The organism is Aquirufa nivalisilvae (genome assembly GCF_004307455.1).
GTDB lineage: Bacteria > Bacteroidota > Bacteroidia > Cytophagales > Spirosomataceae > Aquirufa > Aquirufa nivalisilvae.
The window spans coordinates 123826-145084 of the sequence record NZ_SEWX01000005.1; the positions used below are offsets into that span (position 1 = coordinate 123826).

At 38.5% G+C, this 21259-nt stretch carries 16 protein-coding genes and 1 tRNA gene; 5 read left to right on the top strand and 12 right to left on the bottom strand.

The genetic code is table 11. The features are described from left to right. Window positions 1-104: 104 nt before the first annotated feature. The 6 genes from EWU22_RS07355 to EWU22_RS07380 form a co-directional block, all read right to left on the bottom strand. Window positions 105-698, bottom strand: a complete 594-nt coding sequence (locus EWU22_RS07355) for a c-type cytochrome (RefSeq protein ID WP_109322671.1) — start codon at window positions 696-698, stop codon at window positions 105-107. A 196-nt stretch (window positions 699-894) separates the two neighbouring features. After that, window positions 895-1521: a nucleotidyl transferase AbiEii/AbiGii toxin family protein gene (locus EWU22_RS07360; protein ID WP_231962815.1), complete on the bottom strand. Its 627-nt coding sequence runs from the start codon at window positions 1519-1521 to the stop codon at window positions 895-897. Window positions 1522-1525: 4 nt separating this feature from the next. After that, window positions 1526-2038 (bottom strand): helix-turn-helix transcriptional regulator, encoded by a 513-nt coding sequence (locus EWU22_RS07365; protein ID WP_130925039.1) that lies wholly within the window; start codon window positions 2036-2038, stop codon window positions 1526-1528. A gap of 291 nt (window positions 2039-2329) precedes the next feature. Further along, window positions 2330-2402, bottom strand: a tRNA-Thr gene (locus EWU22_RS07370). 73 nt (window positions 2403-2475) lie between these two features. Further along, window positions 2476-4392 (bottom strand): DUF349 domain-containing protein, encoded by a 1917-nt coding sequence (locus tag EWU22_RS07375; RefSeq protein WP_231962817.1) that lies wholly within the window; start codon window positions 4390-4392, stop codon window positions 2476-2478. 20 nt (window positions 4393-4412) lie between these two features. Further along, entirely contained in the window at window positions 4413-5894 is a 1482-nt protein-coding gene (locus tag EWU22_RS07380; RefSeq protein WP_130925041.1) for a glycine--tRNA ligase, read from the bottom strand. 96 nt (window positions 5895-5990) lie between these two features. On the opposite strand from EWU22_RS07380, the gene EWU22_RS07385 reads away from it, so the two are divergent. Further along, window positions 5991-6956, top strand: a complete 966-nt coding sequence (locus tag EWU22_RS07385) for a glycosyltransferase family 9 protein (RefSeq protein WP_130925042.1) — start codon at window positions 5991-5993, stop codon at window positions 6954-6956. Further along, complete coding sequence (locus EWU22_RS07390) at window positions 6953-7819, top strand: carbon-nitrogen hydrolase (protein WP_130925043.1); 867 nt, start codon at window positions 6953-6955, stop codon at window positions 7817-7819. Before EWU22_RS07385 ends, EWU22_RS07390 begins: the two co-directional genes overlap by 4 nt. 302 nt (window positions 7820-8121) lie before the next feature. Here the strand turns inward: EWU22_RS07390 and EWU22_RS07395 are convergent, their stop codons facing one another. Both EWU22_RS07395 and polA read right to left on the bottom strand, forming a co-directional pair. Continuing rightward, the gene (locus EWU22_RS07395) at window positions 8122-9114 is read right to left on the bottom strand and encodes a glycosyltransferase (protein WP_161566812.1); all 993 of its coding nucleotides are present in this window, start codon (window positions 9112-9114) and stop codon (window positions 8122-8124) included. A 10-nt stretch (window positions 9115-9124) separates the two neighbouring features. Next, entirely contained in the window at window positions 9125-11974 is a 2850-nt protein-coding gene (polA, locus tag EWU22_RS07400) for a DNA polymerase I (RefSeq protein WP_130925045.1), read from the bottom strand. A gap of 65 nt (window positions 11975-12039) precedes the next feature. Between polA and pdxH the strand changes: the two genes are divergently transcribed. Further along, on the top strand, window positions 12040-12672 hold the full coding sequence (pdxH, locus tag EWU22_RS07405; protein WP_130925046.1) for a pyridoxamine 5'-phosphate oxidase: 633 nt from the start codon (window positions 12040-12042) through the stop codon (window positions 12670-12672). Window positions 12673-12963: 291 nt separating this feature from the next. Here pdxH and bshB1 read toward each other — a convergent pair whose 3' ends face one another. From bshB1 to trxB, 3 genes are read right to left on the bottom strand one after another with little or no spacing between them, the layout of a single operon-like run. Beyond that, the gene (gene bshB1, locus EWU22_RS07410; RefSeq protein WP_130925515.1) at window positions 12964-13683 is read right to left on the bottom strand and encodes a bacillithiol biosynthesis deacetylase BshB1; all 720 of its coding nucleotides are present in this window, start codon (window positions 13681-13683) and stop codon (window positions 12964-12966) included. Between the two features lie 2 nt (window positions 13684-13685). Then, window positions 13686-14783, bottom strand: a complete 1098-nt coding sequence (locus tag EWU22_RS07415; protein ID WP_130925047.1) for a peptidoglycan DD-metalloendopeptidase family protein — start codon at window positions 14781-14783, stop codon at window positions 13686-13688. A gap of 9 nt (window positions 14784-14792) precedes the next feature. Beyond that, the gene (trxB, locus tag EWU22_RS07420; RefSeq protein WP_109322680.1) at window positions 14793-15731 is read right to left on the bottom strand and encodes a thioredoxin-disulfide reductase; all 939 of its coding nucleotides are present in this window, start codon (window positions 15729-15731) and stop codon (window positions 14793-14795) included. A gap of 130 nt (window positions 15732-15861) precedes the next feature. Between trxB and EWU22_RS07425 the strand changes: the two genes are divergently transcribed. Next, entirely contained in the window at window positions 15862-17121 is a 1260-nt protein-coding gene (locus tag EWU22_RS07425) for a cation:dicarboxylate symporter family transporter (RefSeq protein WP_130925048.1), read from the top strand. Between the two features lie 21 nt (window positions 17122-17142). Then, window positions 17143-19419: an NADP-dependent malic enzyme gene (locus EWU22_RS07430; RefSeq protein WP_130925049.1), complete on the top strand. Its 2277-nt coding sequence runs from the start codon at window positions 17143-17145 to the stop codon at window positions 19417-19419. On the opposite strand, the gene EWU22_RS07435 is transcribed toward EWU22_RS07430, so the two are convergent. Beyond that, on the bottom strand, window positions 19409-21259 hold the full coding sequence (locus EWU22_RS07435; protein WP_130925050.1) for a M61 family metallopeptidase: 1851 nt from the start codon (window positions 21257-21259) through the stop codon (window positions 19409-19411). The two genes, EWU22_RS07430 and EWU22_RS07435, sit on opposite strands and share 11 nt — an antisense overlap.

Sequence of the window (21259 nt, forward strand, 5' to 3'; positions counted from 1 at the left end):
AAATAGAGTAGTTTACCACTTCTCTCGTAGATAAAAACATGCAGTAGAACCCATGCATGCATGGGTTCTACTGCATGCAAGGGTTCTACTGCATGTTAGAGACTTTACATGTTATTGGGTGCGATTGGAGCAGGAACTACATTTTTTACAGGTTTCAAGCTTTTTAGATATTGGAACATGGCATGTGCATCTTCATCCTTGAGGTTGATAAAATTAAACCAGGGCATGGGTGGTAATAGCATACGTTCATGTTCAAGTCCTTTAAATTTACCTTTAGTCAATGCCAGTTTAAATTGATCTTCTGTCCAATTGCCAATTCCAGATTCATCTGGAGTCAGGTTGGCTGCAAAGGATACTCCCCAAGGGCCAGCAGCTGCAGTTAAATCAGGGTATAGTTGAGCAAAACCTTGTTTGATTAATGGACTATCAAATTTCACGATGGGTCTATCAGAAGGATAGCCAGAAAGCAATAGTTCAGGAATGATTTCAGGACCTTTCGGACCCATTTTTTTTGGTGAATGGCAATCGTTGCACCCCATGGTAGTAACTAAGTATTCACCTCGTTGGATGATTTCTTTTTCAGAGTTGACAGAAACGGTAGGCTTTTCGGACTTGTTTTCTTGTGTGGAGCAAGAGGCAATGGAACATGCTAGGCCAAATCCTAACATAGCCCAAACTAATGGTTTTGAGTGATTCATAGTTTTTTTGGTTGATAATTGAACAGAAAAATTTCAGCTTTTCTGCATGTTAGACTCAAGGAAGATCAGCTGAATGCTGTGTAATGTTAAGTTTTAAAATCGAAAAACACAATTTCCCTTCATGTCTGTGGAAGAAGGGGAGGATTAGAGGCGGAAAATAAATGGGGAAGAATGATTCAGAGGTATTGTTCGAAGGTCATTCTGGCATGTTAGTTAGATTAGATATGATTTCTTGAAAATCATCTTTTATAAATTCCCAGTATTTACCTTTCAAACATTTGGGGCTTAAATCGTCCTCTGCATTTTCGAAATTTGTCAAATTTTGAATGATTAGTATTCTATCATGAGTGTAAGGATATCTTTGTTTATGATATTCTAGCATTTGAGGAATGGTATATTTTGGTAATAATTCATGCAAATCCCAAAAGTCTTTTTTTCTTCCACCTCTTTGTATGACTTCCATTTTCATTGCAATGATTTCTTCAATAGAAGCCATACGAATGTTGTCAATTTCTATTTGAGGAAAGATAAATGGGTCAGTATGGTAGATATCTAATTTGATAGTTTTTTGTTGATGTTCCCCGATGATATAAGCTTTACCAATGGCGGGTAGTATTGAATTGGAAGTGACATAATTGAAATTTTGTTTCAGAAAATTATCAATTTCGTCAAAATTGATTCTTCCATATTCTAAGTCACTAAATAAATCAATATCAATGGATTCTCTATGACCTATTTGTAAACTAAGTGCTGTACCACCTACTATTCTAAATGGTTTTAAAATAGGCTCATTCATTAAAATAAAAATACTATTTTTTAACAACTCATTAATCGTGTTGTAATGCAGCATTTTTATTTAATGAATAAACAGTGTAAGGTTTTCTAGAATTATTATTTATTACTTCATTGATGATTGCTGTGCCGTAAAACTGTTTTATCTCATTGATTTCAAGCTCATTTCCTCTTTCAAAGATTCGATGAATAATAGCTTTGTATTGTTTGCCCCAATCTATTTGATCGATATCAGTATCCCAAAATAATGATTTGCGTAGTATAGATAGATTAGGTGTATTTTGCTTTAGTTTTTTCTTCTCCTTATTGATTTCATAAAAAGTTTGTAATAGCGCTAAAGTGCCTTCTTCTAATCCTAGTTTTGACTCAATTTTTAAAGCAATAGAGGTATTTAAATTTCTTTTACCTTTAGTTATGGCATTGAGAGTTTGTGGATGCTCCCCAATAGAAAGGGCAAAAGGGCGCTGTGATAGGGCTCTTTTTTTTAATTCTCTCTCCAAAATAATTCCTGGATGGATACCTTTAAATTTTTCAATGTAAGAGTTCATAACGCAAACGTAAACAAAATTGTTTATAAATTAATATTATTCTTTCTACATCTTATTTTTCTTACATATTTTAAGTAATGATTGATTCAAATTCATCGAGTGATATAAACGAATGAATTTTCAGGTGCAAATTTGGATGCAAATAAAAAACCCGTTACAATTATTACATCGTAACGGGTTGATTACCAAGAGCCTCCTATCGGGATCAACGGGGACGCCCAGTTGCGGAATGCAATTCCAATGACCTTTGATTACAACAAAAAAGCCCAACATAACTGTTGAGCTTTAATGAGCCTCCTATCGGGATCGAACCAATGACCTACTGATTACAAGTCAGTTGCTCTACCAGCTGAGCTAAGGAGGCTTGAATTGGGTATGCAAAAGTAAGCATCTAGGCTTAAATTGACAAGTGTTGCCCCAAAAAAACTTAATTTTTTTTAATCTTTTTTCAGTTTTTCCAATTCCTTTTGAGCCTGTGCAATCTTCTTTTCTACCTCAGCACGTAATTTATCTGCGCCTTTAGATTTGGCAAAAAACTCTAAGTTATTGGTTAACACCGCAATATCATTTTCCAATGCTTGTATTTTCTTACGGCTATCTCCTGAATGATTTCTACGCTCTTCAGAACCTCCACCTGTCTCTGTTGGCAAAGATTTTAGCTCAAAGCCCCAAGCAGCTAATTGTTCCTTAGGTTGAGTTCTAGCCAAATCAATAACGGCATTCCAAGTATTACGGAATTTCTCTTGAATCTCTTTGACATTCTTGCGTGGAACAAAACCAATGGCATCCCAAGCTTCTTTCTTTGCTTTTAAATTAGCCAATAAGCTTGGATCCTTCAAAGTAGCTTCTAAATCGGATAAAATAGCTTGTTTCGCTACCAAATTTGCTTCAAATTCTTCGTCTTGCGCTCCTTTACCTTTACTACGTTTCAGATTGAAATAAGCATCACATGCAGCTTTGAATTTGGTATAAACCTGATCTTTTTGTTTTTCAGGAACATGGCCTATCTCTTTCCACTTCTTCTGCAATTCAATCACTTGTTGAGTGATCTCTTGTGTTTCTGTTCCAACGGCTACAATACCTTCAACTTGCTCAATCAACAATAATTTAGCTGCTAAATTGGCTTTTCTTTCTGCATCTATTTTAGCAAAGAACTCACTTTTATGCTTGAAGAATAGTTTCAAGTCGGACCAGAACTGATGACTCACTTCTTTTCCTCCTTCTCTTGGCAAGCCGCCCTTCAATTTACCCCATTGCTCCTGTAAGGCTAAAACGGCCTTGGAAGCTTGATTCCATTCGGCAATACTGCCTGATTGGAAAGTGGCATGGTGGTGCATCAAATCTGCTAACTCTTTCTTAATCTTTAAATTATCTTCATAAACGGCTTTTTGAGCATCATTGACCAGTCTTTTTTGTTCAAATAAAACATCCAATGATTTTTTTACTCGTTGCCATAATGCTTCATTTTCATCACGATGGGCAGGTCCAATATGTTTGTATTCTTCAAACAATTCTTCTGCATCCTTCATCAACTTTTGCAAAGGAACATTTTGCCTCACCATGTCAGCTAAGCTTTCTAGCTTCACTGCAATGGTTTCTTTCGCTTGTAAATTCTTTTTGCGATCTAATTCCAACAACTCAAAGAATATACTGCGGTTACTATAAAAACGATCGACCAAAGCATGATAACTCTGCCATAATGTTTGATTCATGGGTCCTTGAACTGAACCTAAGGTCTTCCATTCGTCTTGTATTTTTTTGAATGCCTTAAAACTAGCATTGACATGAGCCGGATCCGAATTGTCATCCGCATCTACTAAGGTGCGTAATTCATTGATCAAGCGAGTTTTTCCTTCCAAAGCTTTTTCACGTACTTTTTCTAATTGTTGGAAAAAGTCTTGCTTCGTCTTTTTAATCGTATGAATGGCTGTATCAATCTCCTGAGCGATGATGTCACCTTTATAGGTAAAACCTTCTTCTGAACCTTCATTGGCAGCTTTGAAACTATCTAATGCGGCTTGTCGATCTGCTTGCTTGATACTATCCCAAGATTCTTTGGCTTCCTTGATTAATTCATCAACTTTTTTGTACACCGCAGGACCCGCATGTTGTTGTACCAAATCTTTTAATTTTCCAAAAAAGCGATGTAAATGTTCTTTTGAATGCCCATCTTCTAAAAGTGGATATTCCACTGTTTTATCATCAGTGCTTAACATGGCTTCTATTGGACTGCTTAATTCAATCTCTGCACTGCTTTCTGTCACTTTTTCTGTTTCCTCTAGAGGGGCAACAGGCGTGGGGGTGATTGCTTCTGCGGAAATCTCTTCAGCTTTTGGGGTCTCTTCGGTCATCATACTCATCGTTGTTTGCGTGTTTAAACAAGTAATTTTTCAAAAATACGCTCCATCGATACAGCATATCCTAATTTTTCTTTTAGGTCTGCTATAGAAATGCGCTCCTGACTCATTGTGTTTCGATCACGTACGGTGACAGTATTGTCTTCCATCGTTTGGTAATCAATAACTACACAATAAGGGGTTCCTATTAAATCCTGACGAGTATAACGCTTTCCAATAGCGCCACCCTCATCGTAGGTTGTATTAAAGGCAAATTTCAGTGAACGGTTGATTTCCTGAGCTTTTTCAGCGAGACCATCTTTTTTCACTAATGGCAATACCGCAACCTTGATTGGGGCAATTGCTGGGTGTAAATTAAGGTAAATTCTTTGTTTTTGTTGGTCTCCTTCACCAACTATTTCTTCTGTGTAGGCATTACACAGGATAGCCAAGAACAAACGATCCGCTCCAACAGAGGTTTCAACTACATAAGGAATGTAGTTTTCGTTGATTTCTGGATCAAAATATTGTTGTTTTTTCCTTGATAAATCTTGGTGAGCTTTTAGATCAAAATCTGTTCTAGAGTGAATACCTTCCATTTCTTTAAAGCCAAATGGGAATTCATACTCAATATCCACCGCAGCATTGGCATAATGTGCCAATTTCTCATGATCGTGGAATTTTAATTTCGAAGCTGGTAAACCAATGGCTTGGTGAAATTTCATACGAACCTCTTTCCAAGTGGCATACCAGTCCATTTCTGTACCAGGGCGAACAAAGAATTGCATTTCCATTTGTTCAAATTCACGCATACGGAAAATAAAGTTTCTAGCCACAATCTCATTGCGGAAAGCTTTTCCTATTTGCGCAATTCCAAATGGCACTTTCATCCGTCCCGTTTTTTGAACATTCAAGAAATTAACAAAAATCCCTTGTGCTGTTTCTGGACGTAAATAAATTAAGCTGGCGTCTTCCGATACAGCTCCTACTTGGGTAGAAAACATCAAATTAAACTGACGAACTTCTGTCCAATTGGCTGTATTGGAAACGGGGCATGTGATATTCTCATCGATGATGATTTGTCGGACTGCCTCCAAATCCCCTGCATCCAAGGCTTTGGCCATCTTTTGCAACAAGGATTTACCAACATCGGCTTTACCTTCTGCTTCATATTGAGCGGCACGATCCTCTAATAATGTATCAGCCCGATATCGTTTCTTTGAATCTTTATTGTCAATCATCGGGTCATTGAATGAATCAACGTGACCAGAAGCTTTCCAAGTTAGGGGATGCATGAAAATAGAGGCATCAATACCTACTACATTATCATGTAACATGGTCATGGCTTTCCACCAGACCATTTTTAAATTATTTTTTAGTTCAACACCATTCTGGCCATAATCATATACAGCCTGCAAACCATCATAAATTTCTGAGGAAGGAAATACGAAGCCATATTCTTTGGCATGGGATATAATGTCCTTTAAAGCTGAGGCGGTGTCTTGTTTTTTATTTTCCATTAAAGTAATCAAATTAGTGCGCAATTTACCGAAAAGAATGAAAGTATGAGGCTTGGCTATTGAATTTTCTTAATTTTACGGCGCTATTTGCGACCAATGAACAAAATTCTCTGCATTCGTTTTTCTTCTTTAGGGGATATTATCCTGACAACACCCATCATCAGGGCGTTGAAACAGCGCTATCCACAAGCTGAAATTCATGTGGTAACTAAGCAGCAATATGCCAATTTGTGGGAAGGGAATCCTTATGTTCATCAGGTACATTCTTACCAAGGGAACCTTTGGAAATTAGCCTCAAAACTTAGAAAAGAAGGTTTTGATGCTGTGGTCGACTTGCACAAAAATGTACGTTCACATCTGTTATGCTTATTATTAGGCAAAATCCCGTATCAGATAGATAAGTTCACTAAGGAACGTAAACTCCTAGTGAAAAAGAAAATTAACTTGTTGCCTAAAAAGCATTTGGTGGATCGATATTTCGACTCATTAAAAAAATTGGATATCCATTCCGATGAACAAGGATTAGATTATTTTATTCCAGCAGGCCAATCTGTTAATCCAATTGATTTTGGTATTCAAGGTAAATACATCATATATGCCATTGGAGCACAGTATGTGACCAAAGTCTTATCATACCCTAAAATGATTGAGTTGTGCGAGCGAATCGAAGGACAATTGGTACTGATTGGAGATAATTGGGATGAACATTATGGTTATCGTTTGAAAACGTTATTTCCAGATAAGGTCATTAATTTATGCAATCAGACTTCCGTGGCTGCTTCAGCATCTTTAATGCAACAAGCGGAATTTGTCATAGCGCATGATTCTAGCATGATGCACATTGCTGCCGCTTTGAAGAAAAAAATAGTTGTTTTATGGGGTGCAACCCATTCAGATTTTGGTTTTTATCCCTATCAAACTGAATTTACATCCGTTGTTAATACACAAATTAATTGTCGACCTTGTTCTACTCAAGGCGGTAATTATTGTCCACTTGGTCATTTTGATTGTTTAAACAAGGTTTCATTAGATCCCATTATAAGCGCTTCTCAAACAATATGAAAAACGTATCCTTTGCATTAATCCAATTGTCTGTCTCAGAAAATTTAACTAAAAACTGGACTAAAACCATACAATCCATCCGTGATGCAGCTGCTAAGGGGGCACAAGTGATTTGCTTACAAGAATTATTTAAATCAATCTATTTCTGTTACGAGGAAAATCCGCGTTTTTTTGAATTAGCAGAATCAATTCCAGGGCCAAGTACCGACGAATTGGGAGAATTGGCTAAGGAGCTTAATGTAGTGATTGTAGCCTCCTTATTTGAGAAAAGAGCTGCTGGATTGTACCATAATACCACGGCGGTGATTGATGCTGATGGTTCTTATTTAGGTAAGTATCGTAAAATGCACATTCCGGATGATCCGGGCTATTATGAAAAGTATTATTTCACCCCGGGAGATTTAGGTTATCAGGTTTATCAGACCAAATTTGCCAAAATTGGCGTGTTAATTTGTTGGGACCAATGGTACCCCGAAGCGGCACGTTTAACGGCCTTGAAAGGAGCAGAGGTGTTGGTTTATCCAACGGCGATTGGTTGGGATTTGCAAGAAAAAAATGGAGATATTAATCGGGAGCAATATCAAGCTTGGCAAACGATTCAACGGAGTCATGCTATTGCCAATGGAATTCCAGTGGTTTCAGTTAACAGAGTTGGTATTGAAAATGGTCAACAATTTTGGGGAGGAAGCTTTGTTTCCAATGCATTTGGACGTGTCATGTACCAAGCCCCTCATGATCAAGAAGAGATCGCTGTCCTATCTGTGGATGTAGAATCAAGTGAATACTACCGTAAAACTTGGCCATTCTTCCGCGATCGAAGGATAGACTCTTATGGGAATGTGGTGAAGCGGTTTATTGATTAATGAAGAATGTAGAGTGAAGAATGTAGAAACGACTTTTAAAGTTCATAATATTTTTCGGTGCTCATCTTAAAGAATCAATGGGAAGGTCTTTTAATTTGGATTTATAATCAAAATGCAGATTACCAATAAAGAAGCAGTACAAAATGGATTTTGAGAATAATCTATAAAGAGAGTCAAACTTGAAAAGTTAAATTTTGTTACAAAATCAGATGAGATAATTGGATTTTAGGGAGTATTTTGAAAGCTTAATATTTAAACCACAAATTCTACATTCTTCATTCTACATTCTTCATTTTTTATTTTTATTCCAACAGGTCTCCCAGAAACATCAAATATGGTGCTAGGGCCTCAGAATCCATGTCTTTGAAGCGGTGGTAATGCCCACCCAGGAGGTTGTGAAGTGTAGGTTTTAGACGTTTCCAGCGGGCTTCAGGAAGATGAGCTCTTCTTTCTAAATAATCGATTTTAGTGTCTAAAGCTTCCAATGAAAGATTTGCATTGGTGGCTAGCATGGCTTCTCTCACTTGACAAAGAAATGACCAGGCTTTTTGGTAAGGAGCTAGTTTCTCAGCATGTGATCGGCTCATGCGATCAACCATGGTAGGAGGTTTGCCTTCTGTACCTTTAACTCCCACTTGCTGTTCTGAATGCAAACGGTAGTGTACATAGGTAGCAGGAATAAAATCAATTTTGTTTTCGGCGGCAGCCATAATTCCTAACCAAGCATCGTGCAAAAAGGAAGAAGGAAGAGAGCTTGGGAAGGGACTCACACGCTCAAAATACGACTTTCTAATTCCCATAGTACAGCCAGTAACACGATTGCCATCCAATAAGATTTCAAGGGATTTACCGTTTTTCCATTCTTGCTGCTGTTTTTGTCTAAAGCGGAAAGATTGCCAAAGCTGCTTGCCTGAAGTCTGGCCAAATTCATCCACCAACAGCGCATCTGTAAAAATGGCATCAATTTCTGGATGTAAATTGAAATAAGTAAATACTCTTTCCAGCTTTTGTGGTACCCAAAAGTCATCTTGGTCGGCAGGGAAAATAATATCTCCCTGACAAAGAGACATGGCTTTTTCGAAATTACGATAGGTGCCTAATCGTTCAGGGTTTTTATAAATTTTAAGGGGTAATCTATCTGAAAATTGCTCTAATATGGCTAAAGTTTGATCTGTGGACCCCTCATCGCAAACAATGATTTCATCGGCTTGCAAGGTTTGATCAACAAAGCTACTAAGTTGTGTTCTTAAAAATTTTTCCCCGTTACGGGTACATAATGCGATGGAAATATTCACAATTTAATCTTTAATGGGCCTCCAACCAATTTGCACCAACACCAATACCCGTTTCAATGACAACCCCTAAATCGAGGGCAGAACACATGATTTTATCAATCTTTTCACGAAGGTAGCCAATTTCATCCACATGAGCATCAAATACAAGTTCGTCATGTACCGTCAAGATCATTTTCGACTTGAGATTTTCTTTCCATAAGAAATCTTGAATCTGAATCATGGCCACTTTGATCATGTCAGCAGCAGATCCTTGAATGGGTGCATTGATGGCATTTCGCTCCGCAAAACCCCTCTCATTCATATTGGGAGATAGTATGTCTTTTAAATAACGTCTTCTTCCTAATACGGTTTCTACGTAGCCATAATCTCTTGCTTTGGCTATACTTTGATCCATGTATGACTTCACTTTCGGGAATTCAATGAAGTATTGATCGATGATTTCTTTAGCTTCTGTTCTGGAAATTCCAATTTGAGCAGCTAAACCAAAGGCTGATACCCCATAAATAATTCCAAAGTTGACCGTTTTGGCTTTTCGTCTCATATCTGAGCTGACCTCTTCTAAAGGAACTTGAAAAACTTTTGCTGCCGTGGCTTTGTGAACATCTAAGCCTTTGTTAAAGGCCTCGCACATGGATTCATCTTGTGAAAAGGCTGCCATGATGCGCAATTCTATTTGAGAGTAATCCGCTGAAAGTATTTGGTAGTCTTCGTTTCTTGGAATAAAGGCCTTTCTAATTTCTCTTCCTCGAACTGTTCGGATTGGAATATTTTGTAAGTTGGGATCCTTGGACGATAATCGGCCTGTAGCTGTTACGGCCTGCATGAAAGAGGTATGAATACGACCTGTCTTCGGGGAAATCAATTGAGGCAGGGCATCCACATAAGTAGATTTGAGCTTTTGTAATTCCCTAAAATCCAAGATCAACGATGCGATTTTGTGTTCACCCTCTAATTTGGAAAGGATTTCTTCCCCAGTCATATATTGACCTGTCTTGGTCTTTTTAGCTTTAGGATCTAATCGTAGTTTTTCAAACAATACTTCACCTAATTGTTTGGGAGAAGCTATATTAAATGATTCGCCTGCTAATTCAAAAATCTGTTTTTGAACCTCATGTGAGTCTTTTTCCAAGGTATTTGACATATCCTTTAAGAAAGGAATATCCAATAAAACTCCTTCTCTTTCTACGGTAGATAAAACCCTGGCCAAAGGCATTTCAACTTCTTTGAAAAGTTGAATCGTTTTATCATTACTCGCCATTAACTGGTCCAAATGAGGTTTTATTTGCCATGTGATGTCAGCATCTTCCGCCGCATATTCTTTTACCAAATCTAAATCCACATCCCGCATATTGCCTTGTTTGGTACCTTTTTTGCCAATTAATTTCTCAATGGACATAGGCTCATAATGCAAATAACTCATGGACATTGCGTCCATATTATGGCGTTTTTCAGGTTCAATCAGGTAGTGAGCCAACATGGTATCGTAGGTTTCTCCTTTGATTTCTATCCCATAATTGGCCAAGACACTCATATCATATTTGATATTTTGAGCAATTTTCTGAATTTGTTCATTGGCAAAAAGCTCCTTGAACAAATCTAATTGCTGTTGGCATTCAGCTGAATTTTCAGGAAAAGGAATGTAGAAAGCTTCTCCTTTTCGATAAGCAAATGACATTCCTACCAATTCTGCATCAATGGCATTGATGTTAGTAGTTTCTGTATCAAAACAAAAAGATGCCTGTCTGGCCAAATATGATATCAATCCCTTGATGGCGGCTTCACCTTGAACTAAGTGATATTGGTGAGGCGTATTTTCAAGTGTGTTAAAAGATTGATAGCTAGAAGCTTCTTCCTCTTCTATATTTTCTTCTTTAGAAACGGAAGGGATAGGTGCAGCTGGGGTAGGACTACCAAACATGTCCATTTGATTGGCCGATACTTTAGGGCTAGCCTTAGCTTTAGGTGCTATGGGTTCAGCAGCAGCTTCTTCCCCTAAAATTCTTTTCCTCAAGGTACGGAATTCCAACTCGTCCAATAGAGGTTCTATAAGAGCCTTGTTGGGGGGAGTATACAGCAACTTTTCTTCCTCGTATTCTAATGGAACTTCACATAGAATTCGAGCTAAATGCTTGGATAATATGCCCTGTTCTTTAAAATTTACCAGGTTTTCCTGAAGCTTCCCTTTGAGTTGATCGGTGTTTTCTAAAAGATTTTCTAATGATCCAAACTGTTCAATCAGCTTTTGAGCAGTCTTTTCGCCAACTCCCGGAATACCAGGAATATTGTCGACAGCATCACCCATCAAGCCTAACATATCAATCACTTGGTCAACATGTTGGATATTCCACCGCGCACATACTTCTTCTGGACCTAATATTTCAACACCCTTACCCATAAAGGCAGGCTTGTACATTTTAATTCTTTCTTCCACCAATTGCCCATAATCCTTATCTGGTGTCATCATATAAACAACGATCTCGGGATTCGCTTTTACGGCTTTTTTAGCGATGGTTCCAATGATATCATCGGCTTCATAACCATCTAGGATAAGTAATGGAATATCCATGGCTTCCACTAGACGTTTCACGTAGGGAATGGCTATGGTAATATCTTCTGGCTGAACTTGTCGCTGCGCCTTATAAGGTGTGTATTCGATGTGCCGAAAAGTAGGAGCAGAGGTGTCAAAGGCTACACCTAAATAGTCAGGTTTTTCCTTTTGAATGACTTCCAAAATGGTATTGGTAAAACCGAAGACGGCACTGGTATTAATTCCTTTTGATGAGATTCTGGGTGTTTTTGCAAATGCAAAATGGGCACGATAAATCAAGGCCATTGCATCAAAAAGGAATAATTTTTTCATATATTTAAACTTTAATGGATGGGCTTTGGGAGCCTAAACAAAGATAAGGAATAAATACTCGAATTATGAATTTAGCGGCCCTAAGAGAAAATTATCAGAAAGGAGAATTATTAGAAAGCAAGGTACATCCTGATCCATTGGAGCAATTTAAAATTTGGTTTAAAGAAGCACAAAGTGCTGAGATTGCTGAGCCTAATGCCATGTTTTTAAGTACATTGGGTAAAGATATGCGTCCTTCTGGTCGAATTGTTTTATTGAAATACGTAGACCGTGGATTTTCCTTTTTTACGAATTATTTTTCGAGAAAAGGGCATGATATAGCACATCACGATAAGGCGTCCATTACTTTTTTCTGGGGTGAATTGGAGCGACAAGTACGCATTGAAGGACATGTGGAAAAAGTAGATGACAATTTGTCCATGGAGTACTTTCAATCTCGACCAAGAGCATCACAAATTGGGGCTTGGGTTTCCGAACAAAGTGCTAAAATTCCTCATCGGGAATTTTTAGAAGAGCGTTTCAAGGAATTGGAAAAACAATATGAAGGTCAGGATATTCCCAAACCTGCACATTGGGGAGGCTATGAATTAATTCCTGATTATATCGAATTTTGGCAGGGTAGACCATCAAGACTTCACGACCGTGTCGTGTATGAATTGATCAATGGGAATTGGGAGAGATATCGAATTGCACCTTAAATTAATTGTAAATGGTAAATGGTGAATTGTAAATGGGTTTGGTTACAATTCTATTTTGAATGTTTAATCCCAACGAAAGATTGTAACAAAGCTTGAGCGAAGCGGAAATTGTAAATGGTGAATTGTAAATGGGTTTGGTTACAATTCTATTTTGAACGTTTAATCCCAACGAAAGATTGGAACGAAGCTTGAGCGAAGCGGAAATGGTGAATTATAAATGGTAAATTGAATTCAAAACTCATTTATAATTCATCATTCATAATTTACAATTTATCATTTACCATTCATAATTTATAATAATGAATCAAATCCTCTTAATCCCATCGTTCTTTGGCTTTGGTATCCTTCACCATATTTAACACCAATTTTGTGACCCATTTCCATGGAACGGGCACGAATGAATTCAAGGAAGTCAGGAGAAGAAATATAGGAATCTGGTTCTGTTGAGTTTGGATCAAAGAACTGACTTTTAAAGGCCCGAATGGATTGTTCTTTTACATCCCAATGGGCACTAATATCAATCACAAAATCGGGGGTTAAATAACGATCTTGAATGTAATGAAATACATGTTTTGGTCGCCAAGCAGCTTGAGCATTACCTTGCTCATCTTGAGTTTCTATTTTTCGTAAACCTGATAAAAAACAAGCATCTATGGCCAATTGAGCTCCTTTTCCATGATCTGGATGGCGGTCTTCCAAAGCATTGGCCAATACAATGTCGGGTTGGTATTTACGAATAACTTGAATCAATTTCAGTTGGCTTTCTTCGTCATTTCTGAAGAAACCATCTCTGATACCAAGGTTTTCTCGAGCATGAATTCCTAATATGGCAGTAGATGCGGCAGACTCCGCTATTCTAATTTCAGGCGTACCTCTTGTTCCTAGTTCACCACGAGTAAAGTCAACAATGCCAACTTTTTTACCTTGTTGAATTTGAGATACTATTGTACCCGAACAAGCTAGCTCTGCATCATCGGGATGCGCGGCCATGACTAAAATATCAAGTTTCATCATTAGTGAATGCGTAAACGTCTTCCAGCTCGAATGGTTGAGCTTAGTTTTAATCCATTTAATCTAGCCAATTTAGTCACCGACATTCCTGCTCTTTGAGCAATGGAATATAAGGAATCTCCAGGACGAACACGTGTCCAAGCAGTACGTCTCGAACGGATTTTTTCACCCGCACTTCCGTATTCGTTACGAAGAGAAAGGGAGCGTCGATCAAAGGTTCTTGCGGTGATTAATAAATGATCAGAAAGCGGCTCTCCTGTGCTCAAATTATACACATTATTGGGATTGAAGGGATTACCTTCATACCTAGTTTCAAAATGCAAATGAGAACCAGTGCTTCTTCCTGTATTTCCTCCTAAACCAATTTCATCTCCTGCTTTCACGAAAGTGCCAGGTTCAAAATTTCGTTTGGAAAGGTGACCATACAGTGTTTCTAGTCCATTATAATGCCTGACAACGACATAGTTTCCATAGCCAGAATAATCAAAGCCTGAAATTCGAACGATACCGTCAAAGGCCGACATAACGGGATAGCCTGTCTCTAAATCGAGATCAACTCCAGCATGTAAGCGTCCCCAACGAGGACCAAATGGACTGGTTTGCTTAACCACATTCAAGGGAGGAGACCAATTTCTGCCACTACCCACATTGTATAACTCGATGTCAACAGGTTCATCAAAATCCTTGATGTCAATGTCATATGGATCGATACTCTTGGTATCCCAAATGGCAAAATAAGAGGCTACGGTTACAAAATCTTCGCTACCTACTGGTGCATTTTCTTCTTCAATTTCAACGACTAATGCTTCTCCTTCATCAATGGAAGTGGTATCGAAATTACTGATGGTTGGGTTTAAGATTTTGATAGGTTCGTATTTACGTTCCTGCATCTCAGAACCTGCCACCATTCCGGAAGTTTCAGTTTCATTTCGAAATTGTAGAGGAGGGAGATCATCGATTTCCTCTTTCTTTTCTTTGGTATTGGGGCTTGATTTGGTCTCTATCTTGGTGCTTTTTTTGAACAAATTACGTTCTTGCGCCTTTGCAGTAAAGGCAAAAAAAGTTACAGATAGGAAGAAAATCAGGTTTTTTACTGACATAAATGAATATTAATGTAAATGATTGGAAGCCAACCATCTTTCCGCGTCTAAAGCAGCCATACAGCCACTACCTGCCGCTGTTACAGCTTGACGATAAATAGAATCTTGCACATCACCACACGCAAATACGCCTGGGATATTAGTACGAGCACTGCCTTTTTCTGTAATCAAATATTCTTGAGCATCCATGTCCAATTGACCCTTAAAAATGGATGTATTCGGTTGATGGCCAATGGCTACGAAAAAGCCAGTTAAAGCAATTTCTTCGGTGGCATTTGTCTCCCTATTTTTGATTCGGATACCCGTTACTCCATTCGCATCTCCAAGAATTTCTTCCGTTTCAGAGTTCCAGTGAATGTGTATTTTGGGATTGTTTTTAACACGTTCTTGCATGATTAAAGAAGCACGCATTTCGTTTCTACGAACAATCATGTGAACTTCTGTACACAAATTGGCTAAATAACTAGCTTCTTCTGCTGCTGTATCACCTGCGCCAACCACTGCCACGACTTGATTTCGGTAAAAGAATCCATCACAAACTGCACAGGCAGAAACACCTAAGCCATTGAATGTAGTTTCTCCTTCTAGTCCTAACCATTTGGCAGAAGCTCCAGTAGCGATAATAACAGCATCGGCTTCTAATTCAGTTTGATCATCAATCCATACTTTTTTAGGCTGACTTGTAAAATCAACCTTTGTAGCTAATCCAAAACGCACATCGGTACCAAATCGCTTGGCTTGATTTTCTAAATCCTGCATCATTGTAGGACCATCTACACCTTTCGGGTAGCCTGGAAAATTGTCAACTTCCGTGGTAGTCGTTAATTGACCACCTGGTTGTCCACCTTGATACATGATCGGTTGTAAACCTGCTCTAGATGCGTAAATTGCTGCGGTATAACCTGCCGGCCCTGAGCCGATAATCAAACACTTTATTTTTTCTGCCATAAAATTAATAACACCTTGAAGACCTCAAAAGGTTCATGAAGGTGCAAAATTCGGTAAATAAGCGCAGAATCCCAAACGAGGATAATTTGCTATTAATCCTTACATTTGTTCATCATCTGCATACAAACGAATGAGTAAAAAGAAAATTACACAGAACCTTACTTTTTGGGTATTAATCTCCATTTTTCTTGGTGTTCTATTAGGACATTTTGCTCCAGATTGGGCCTTGTATTCCTTGATGGATAAGAAATTCACTTATTCATTTTTAGGTGCTGATATCAGCATGGGGCCTAGTGTCAGTGAATTATTGAGTGGTTTTTTTATCAGTTTAGTGAAATTGTTTATTCATCCCATTATTTTCCTAACCATTAGTTTAGGAATTGTGAATATGGGTAACCTTAAAAAGGTAGGTAGAGTAGGGGGGAAAGCCTTGTTGTATTTTGAAGTGATTACCACCATTGCTCTGATCATAGGTCTTTTAGTATCCACTATTTTGGTGCCAGGTGAAGGTGTTATTCGTTCGGATGTGGCTGGGGGAGATATCAGTAAATACACAGCCAAAGCTGCTTCATTTTCTTGGCTATTGTTTTTAAAAGAAAACTTCACCGTTCAAGTCTTATTTTTCTCCATCTTTTTTGGGGTCTTTTTGAACTCAGTTCGTGGTAAGGCACGGATGATTTCAGGTATGGAACAAGCTTCGCATTGGGTTTTCAAAGCGCTACATTGGGTGATGTATTTGGCTCCTTTAGGTGCTATGGGAGGAATGGCTTACACCATTGGTAAATTTGGCATACACTCCTTATTGCCATTAGCCAAATTGATGGCTTCTGTTTATATCACAATGGGGCTCTTTATATTTGTTATTTTGGCCTTGGTCATGCGCTCTTGCGGAGAGAGAATCACTTCATTTTTGAGTTATATCAAAGCAGAACTTTTGATTGTTTTAGGCACATCTTCCTCGGAGGCCGCCTTGCCATCCTTAATGCAAAAATTAGAAAAAATGGGATGCTCTAAGTCTGTTGTTGGCTTAGTTGTTCCCGCAGGATATTCCTTTAATTTAGACGGCACCAGTATTTACCTATCCATGGCCACTTTATTTTTGGCTCAAGTTTATGGCATTCAGCTTAACTGGGAACAATTACTAACCATCATTGGCGTTTTGATGGTTACTTCCAAAGGTGCAGCTGGCGTTACAGGAAGTGGATTTGTCGTATTAGCATCCACCTTAACTGCCTTGCAGGTTATACCTTTAGAAGGTTTAGCACTTTTACTAGGAGTAGACCGATTCATGTCTGAAGCCCGAGCAATCACTAATTTTATTGGTAATGGAGTAGCGACCATTTGGTTAGCCAAACATGAGGGTGAATTTCACGCTCCTGAATCCGAATAAATTTCATCAACATATCAAATTATGTCCATTTCATCTATTTTAAAACAAGATGCCTTAGCTTACCATTCCGAAGGTAAGCCAGGAAAGATTGAAGTAAAACCCACCAAATCAACCGCCACACAGCGAGACTTATCGCTGGCATATTCCCCAGGTGTGGCAGAACCCTGTTTAGAGATTGCTGCATTTCCTGAAAAAGTATACCAATATACTGCCAAAGGCAATTTAGTAGGGGTAATCTCCAATGGAACGGCGGTATTGGGCTTAGGAAATATTGGTCCAGAAGCCAGTAAGCCGGTGATGGAAGGGAAGGGTGTGTTATTTAAGATTTTTGCTGATATCGATGTGTTTGACCTTGAGTTGAACTGCTTGGAGCCTAATGATTTTGTAGAGACGGTTGTTCGATTAGAACCTACTTTTGGAGGAATCAATCTAGAGGATATTAAGTCGCCCGAATGCTTTGAAATAGAAGAGAAATTGAAAAAGCGCTTGAAGATCCCTATCATGCACGATGACCAGCATGGAACAGCGATTATTTCTTCCGCGGCTTTAATTAATGCTTTGGAAATTGTAGGCAAAAAGATAGACCAAGCTCGTTTTGTGGTTTCTGGAGCAGGTGCTGCGGCAATTTCTTGTGTCAAATTATACTTGCAATTAGGAGCTAAGATTGAAAACTTTCTAATTTTTGATAAAGATGGTCTAGTTTCAAAAGCTAGAACGGATTTGAATCCATACGTTAGTCCATTAGCTTGTGATGCCCAAGAAAAAAGGACATTAGCAGAAGCCATGAAAGGGGCTGATGTATTTTTAGGATTATCGGTTGGAAATATTCTTTCTCCAGATATGGTGGCTACTATGGCCAAAGACCCCATTGTCTTTGCGATGGCTAATCCAACTCCTGAAATAGGTTATTTAGAAGCCAAAGCCGTTCGAGATGATTTAATCATGGCTACGGGCCGGTCGGATTATCCTAACCAAGTCAATAATGTCTTGGGTTTTCCCTTTATTTTTAGAGGAGCCTTGGATGTTAGAGCCTCTGAGATTAACGATGAAATGAAGTTAGCTGCGGCCAAAGCCTTGGCATGTTTAGCAAAAAAACCTGTGCCTGATATTGTGAATCTGGCCTACAATGAAAAGAGTATTAGTTTTGGACCCGAATATATCATTCCAAAGCCGGTTGATCCGCGATTGATTACAACTGTTTCTATGGCGGTAGCCAAGGCAGCCATGGATTCAGGCGTGGCTACGGTTCAAATTAAAAATTGGGATGAATATGAACATCAATTGGCCAAACGCTTAGGTTTGGATAATCAGGTGATGAAATTCATATTGAAGCGCGCTAAGAGTAATCCTAAACGAATTGTATTTGCCGATGCTCAGAATTTAAAAGTATTAAAAGCAGTTCGAGAAGTATTAGATGAAGGAATTGCTAAGCCTATTTTGTTGGGGAATCAAGCGACCATTCAAGCGATTTGTGAGGAACACCACATTGATTTACAAGGCACTGAAATTCTTGATTTTAAACATCCAGATAGTGAGCCTTTACTGAAGGAATTTGCCGATTTGTTTTATGAAAAGCGTAAAAGACGTGGTTACACTCGTTGGGAAGCCGAAAAACAAGTAAGAAAGAGCAATTATTTTGCAGCTATGATGTTGGAAACACATCGAGCAGATGGGGTGATTTCGGGATTAACAAAGAATTATCCAGAAGCTATTCGACCAGCCTTACAAATTATAGGTAAAAAACCGGGGGTGAAAAAAGTGGCGGGTATGTATTTACTTCTAAGCAAAAAGGGGCCGCTATTTTTCTCCGATACGACGATCAATTTCCAACCTTCTGTAGAAGATATTGTAGAAATTACTCGTTTGACAGGAGAGGCTGTGGAACGTTTTAATTTACAACCTAGAATTGCCTTGTTGAGTTATTCTAATTTTGGTTCAGCAGATGGAGATGATGCCATTAAAATGCGTGAGGCAACTCATATTTTGCAGGAAAAATATCCTCAATGGTTGATCGAAGGTGAAATGCAAGCTCACTTAGCTTTTGATAAGGAGTTGCGTCAACAAAACTATCCTTTTGCTAGCTTGGGTAATGAAACGGCCAATACGCTTATTTTTCCCAATTTATCTGCAGCTAATATTGCTTATAATTTATTGAAAGAGGCTGCCGAAATTGAATACATAGGGCCCATTCTTCTCGGTTTACGTAAACCTGTTCACGTCTTGCAATTAGGAGCAAGCGTGCGTGAAATTGTTAATATGGTGGCTATCGCTGTGGTAGAAGCACAAACTACGGAATAGAATTCATCCATTGTTTTCTTAATTCCAGTTGGGCATCGCTCGGATTCTTTTGAGGTACAAAGGAAGTTGGAGCGCTGCCCATACTGGTTTGAAATGGAGCCTTTAATCGAACAGTTTCATATATACCATTACCTTTGGGTCTGGCTATTTCAACTTCTAATATTTCTCCTAATTGGATGTCTTTCAATACTTTGGCGGCATTCATGCTGAAATTTTCCAAGCTAAAAGATAGTTGATTAACAAATACTAATTCATCTTTGGCTTGAAGACCTAGCATTCTTCCAAACTCATTAATTCCATCTTCTGAGTTGATCACCGCTCGGTGAGTTTCTGCATTTACGTTTAGTGATTGAAAATCAAAGCCTAGGGACTTGATGGGACTGGCACTAAATTCCTGTATTTCATAGCCTATACTATGAAGCCAATCGGCCACAGGAATCTCTTCTTTTCCTTCTACGTATTTTTGAAAAAAGCTTTTCAATTCAGGTTTTTGAGTGATTTTGACCAATTGATCAAACAATTCATTGTCTTTGAAAGATTGGTGAGGTCCATAATATTGAGCCAAATCACGCATCATTTCTTGCGTTCCATATTTTCCTTGACTCAATTTTCGAAGGGTTAAATCTAATCCAAAGCCCAACCAGGCCCCTTTTTGGTAGACATTGCCATATTCGTCTTTATACTTATCCAGTACTTTCTCGCTCATGACCGTAAAAGGTAATTTTCGATCAAATTGGACATTCATTACTTCCCACTTGTTTTCAAAAGTGGACATGAATTTCTTGAGATCGGTGATTTGGTATTTTAGTTGAACATGATGAGCGGCATATTCAGTTAAGCCTTCATAGAGCCAAAGGTGTTTGGACATTTTAGGCTCTAAAAAATTGAAGTTGCCTATTTCCTCGGAATGGATATTCAAAGGAGTTACAATATGGAAAAACTCATGGGCGCAAACTTCTCGGATAGTCTCGGCTAAAGTCTGAATATTTCCTTCAGGCAAATAGTAAAATGAAGATTGAGCGTGTTCTAATGCGCCATAACTGCCGTTTTTGATGTTGTCAGAAAGAACAATGATAAATGCATAGTTGGAGACAGGTAATTGGCCACCTAAATATTTTTTTTGTGCTTCCAGCAATGGTTTAATTTGTTCTGCTACTTGAGCAGCAGAGCACATTTTGTTTGGAGAATAAACTGAAATTAGAATGTTGGCATTCGCCAAAGGAAAGCTCACGGTATCGGGGGTAGCGTACATCAAGGGAGCGTCTATCAACTCTTGGTAGTAAGCAGCTTCAAATTGGTCCGTACTTGAAAGGCTTTTGTTTTGTATGGAACTTGCTCCATACATCGTTTTGGGCTTATCAATGGACAGTTGCACTTGGGTCTTTTCATGGCCAATGAAATAACCCAACATGGCATGCGTATTTAAGGCAAATAAGCTATCCTGTTGGAAAGATGTACCAGCAGGCTCAAAGACATAATCACCTGATATTTCAGGACTATCCCAAGTATCATGGACAAAATACCGCAATTCAGCCAGTTGTGAAGCATTTGATATTTGATAGGTATTTGGGCCTGTTTTTTTAAATCGGAGGTTTTTTCCTTGTGCATCTAGTGCTTTAAAATCTTGAACAAATCGACCAAAGTCGTAATTGGCATAGGTACCCGGAACGATTTTGGGTAGGGCATAAACCACCTCCTTTTGTTTAAATTTGGGTGTTTTGACAATGACTTCCAAGCGATCATTCTCTAGTTTAGTTAAATCAAGCTTATACTGAACCTTATCTTGTCCTAATGCAAGAGTCGAGACAATCAGCAATAAGAATAGTTGGAATCTTTTCAT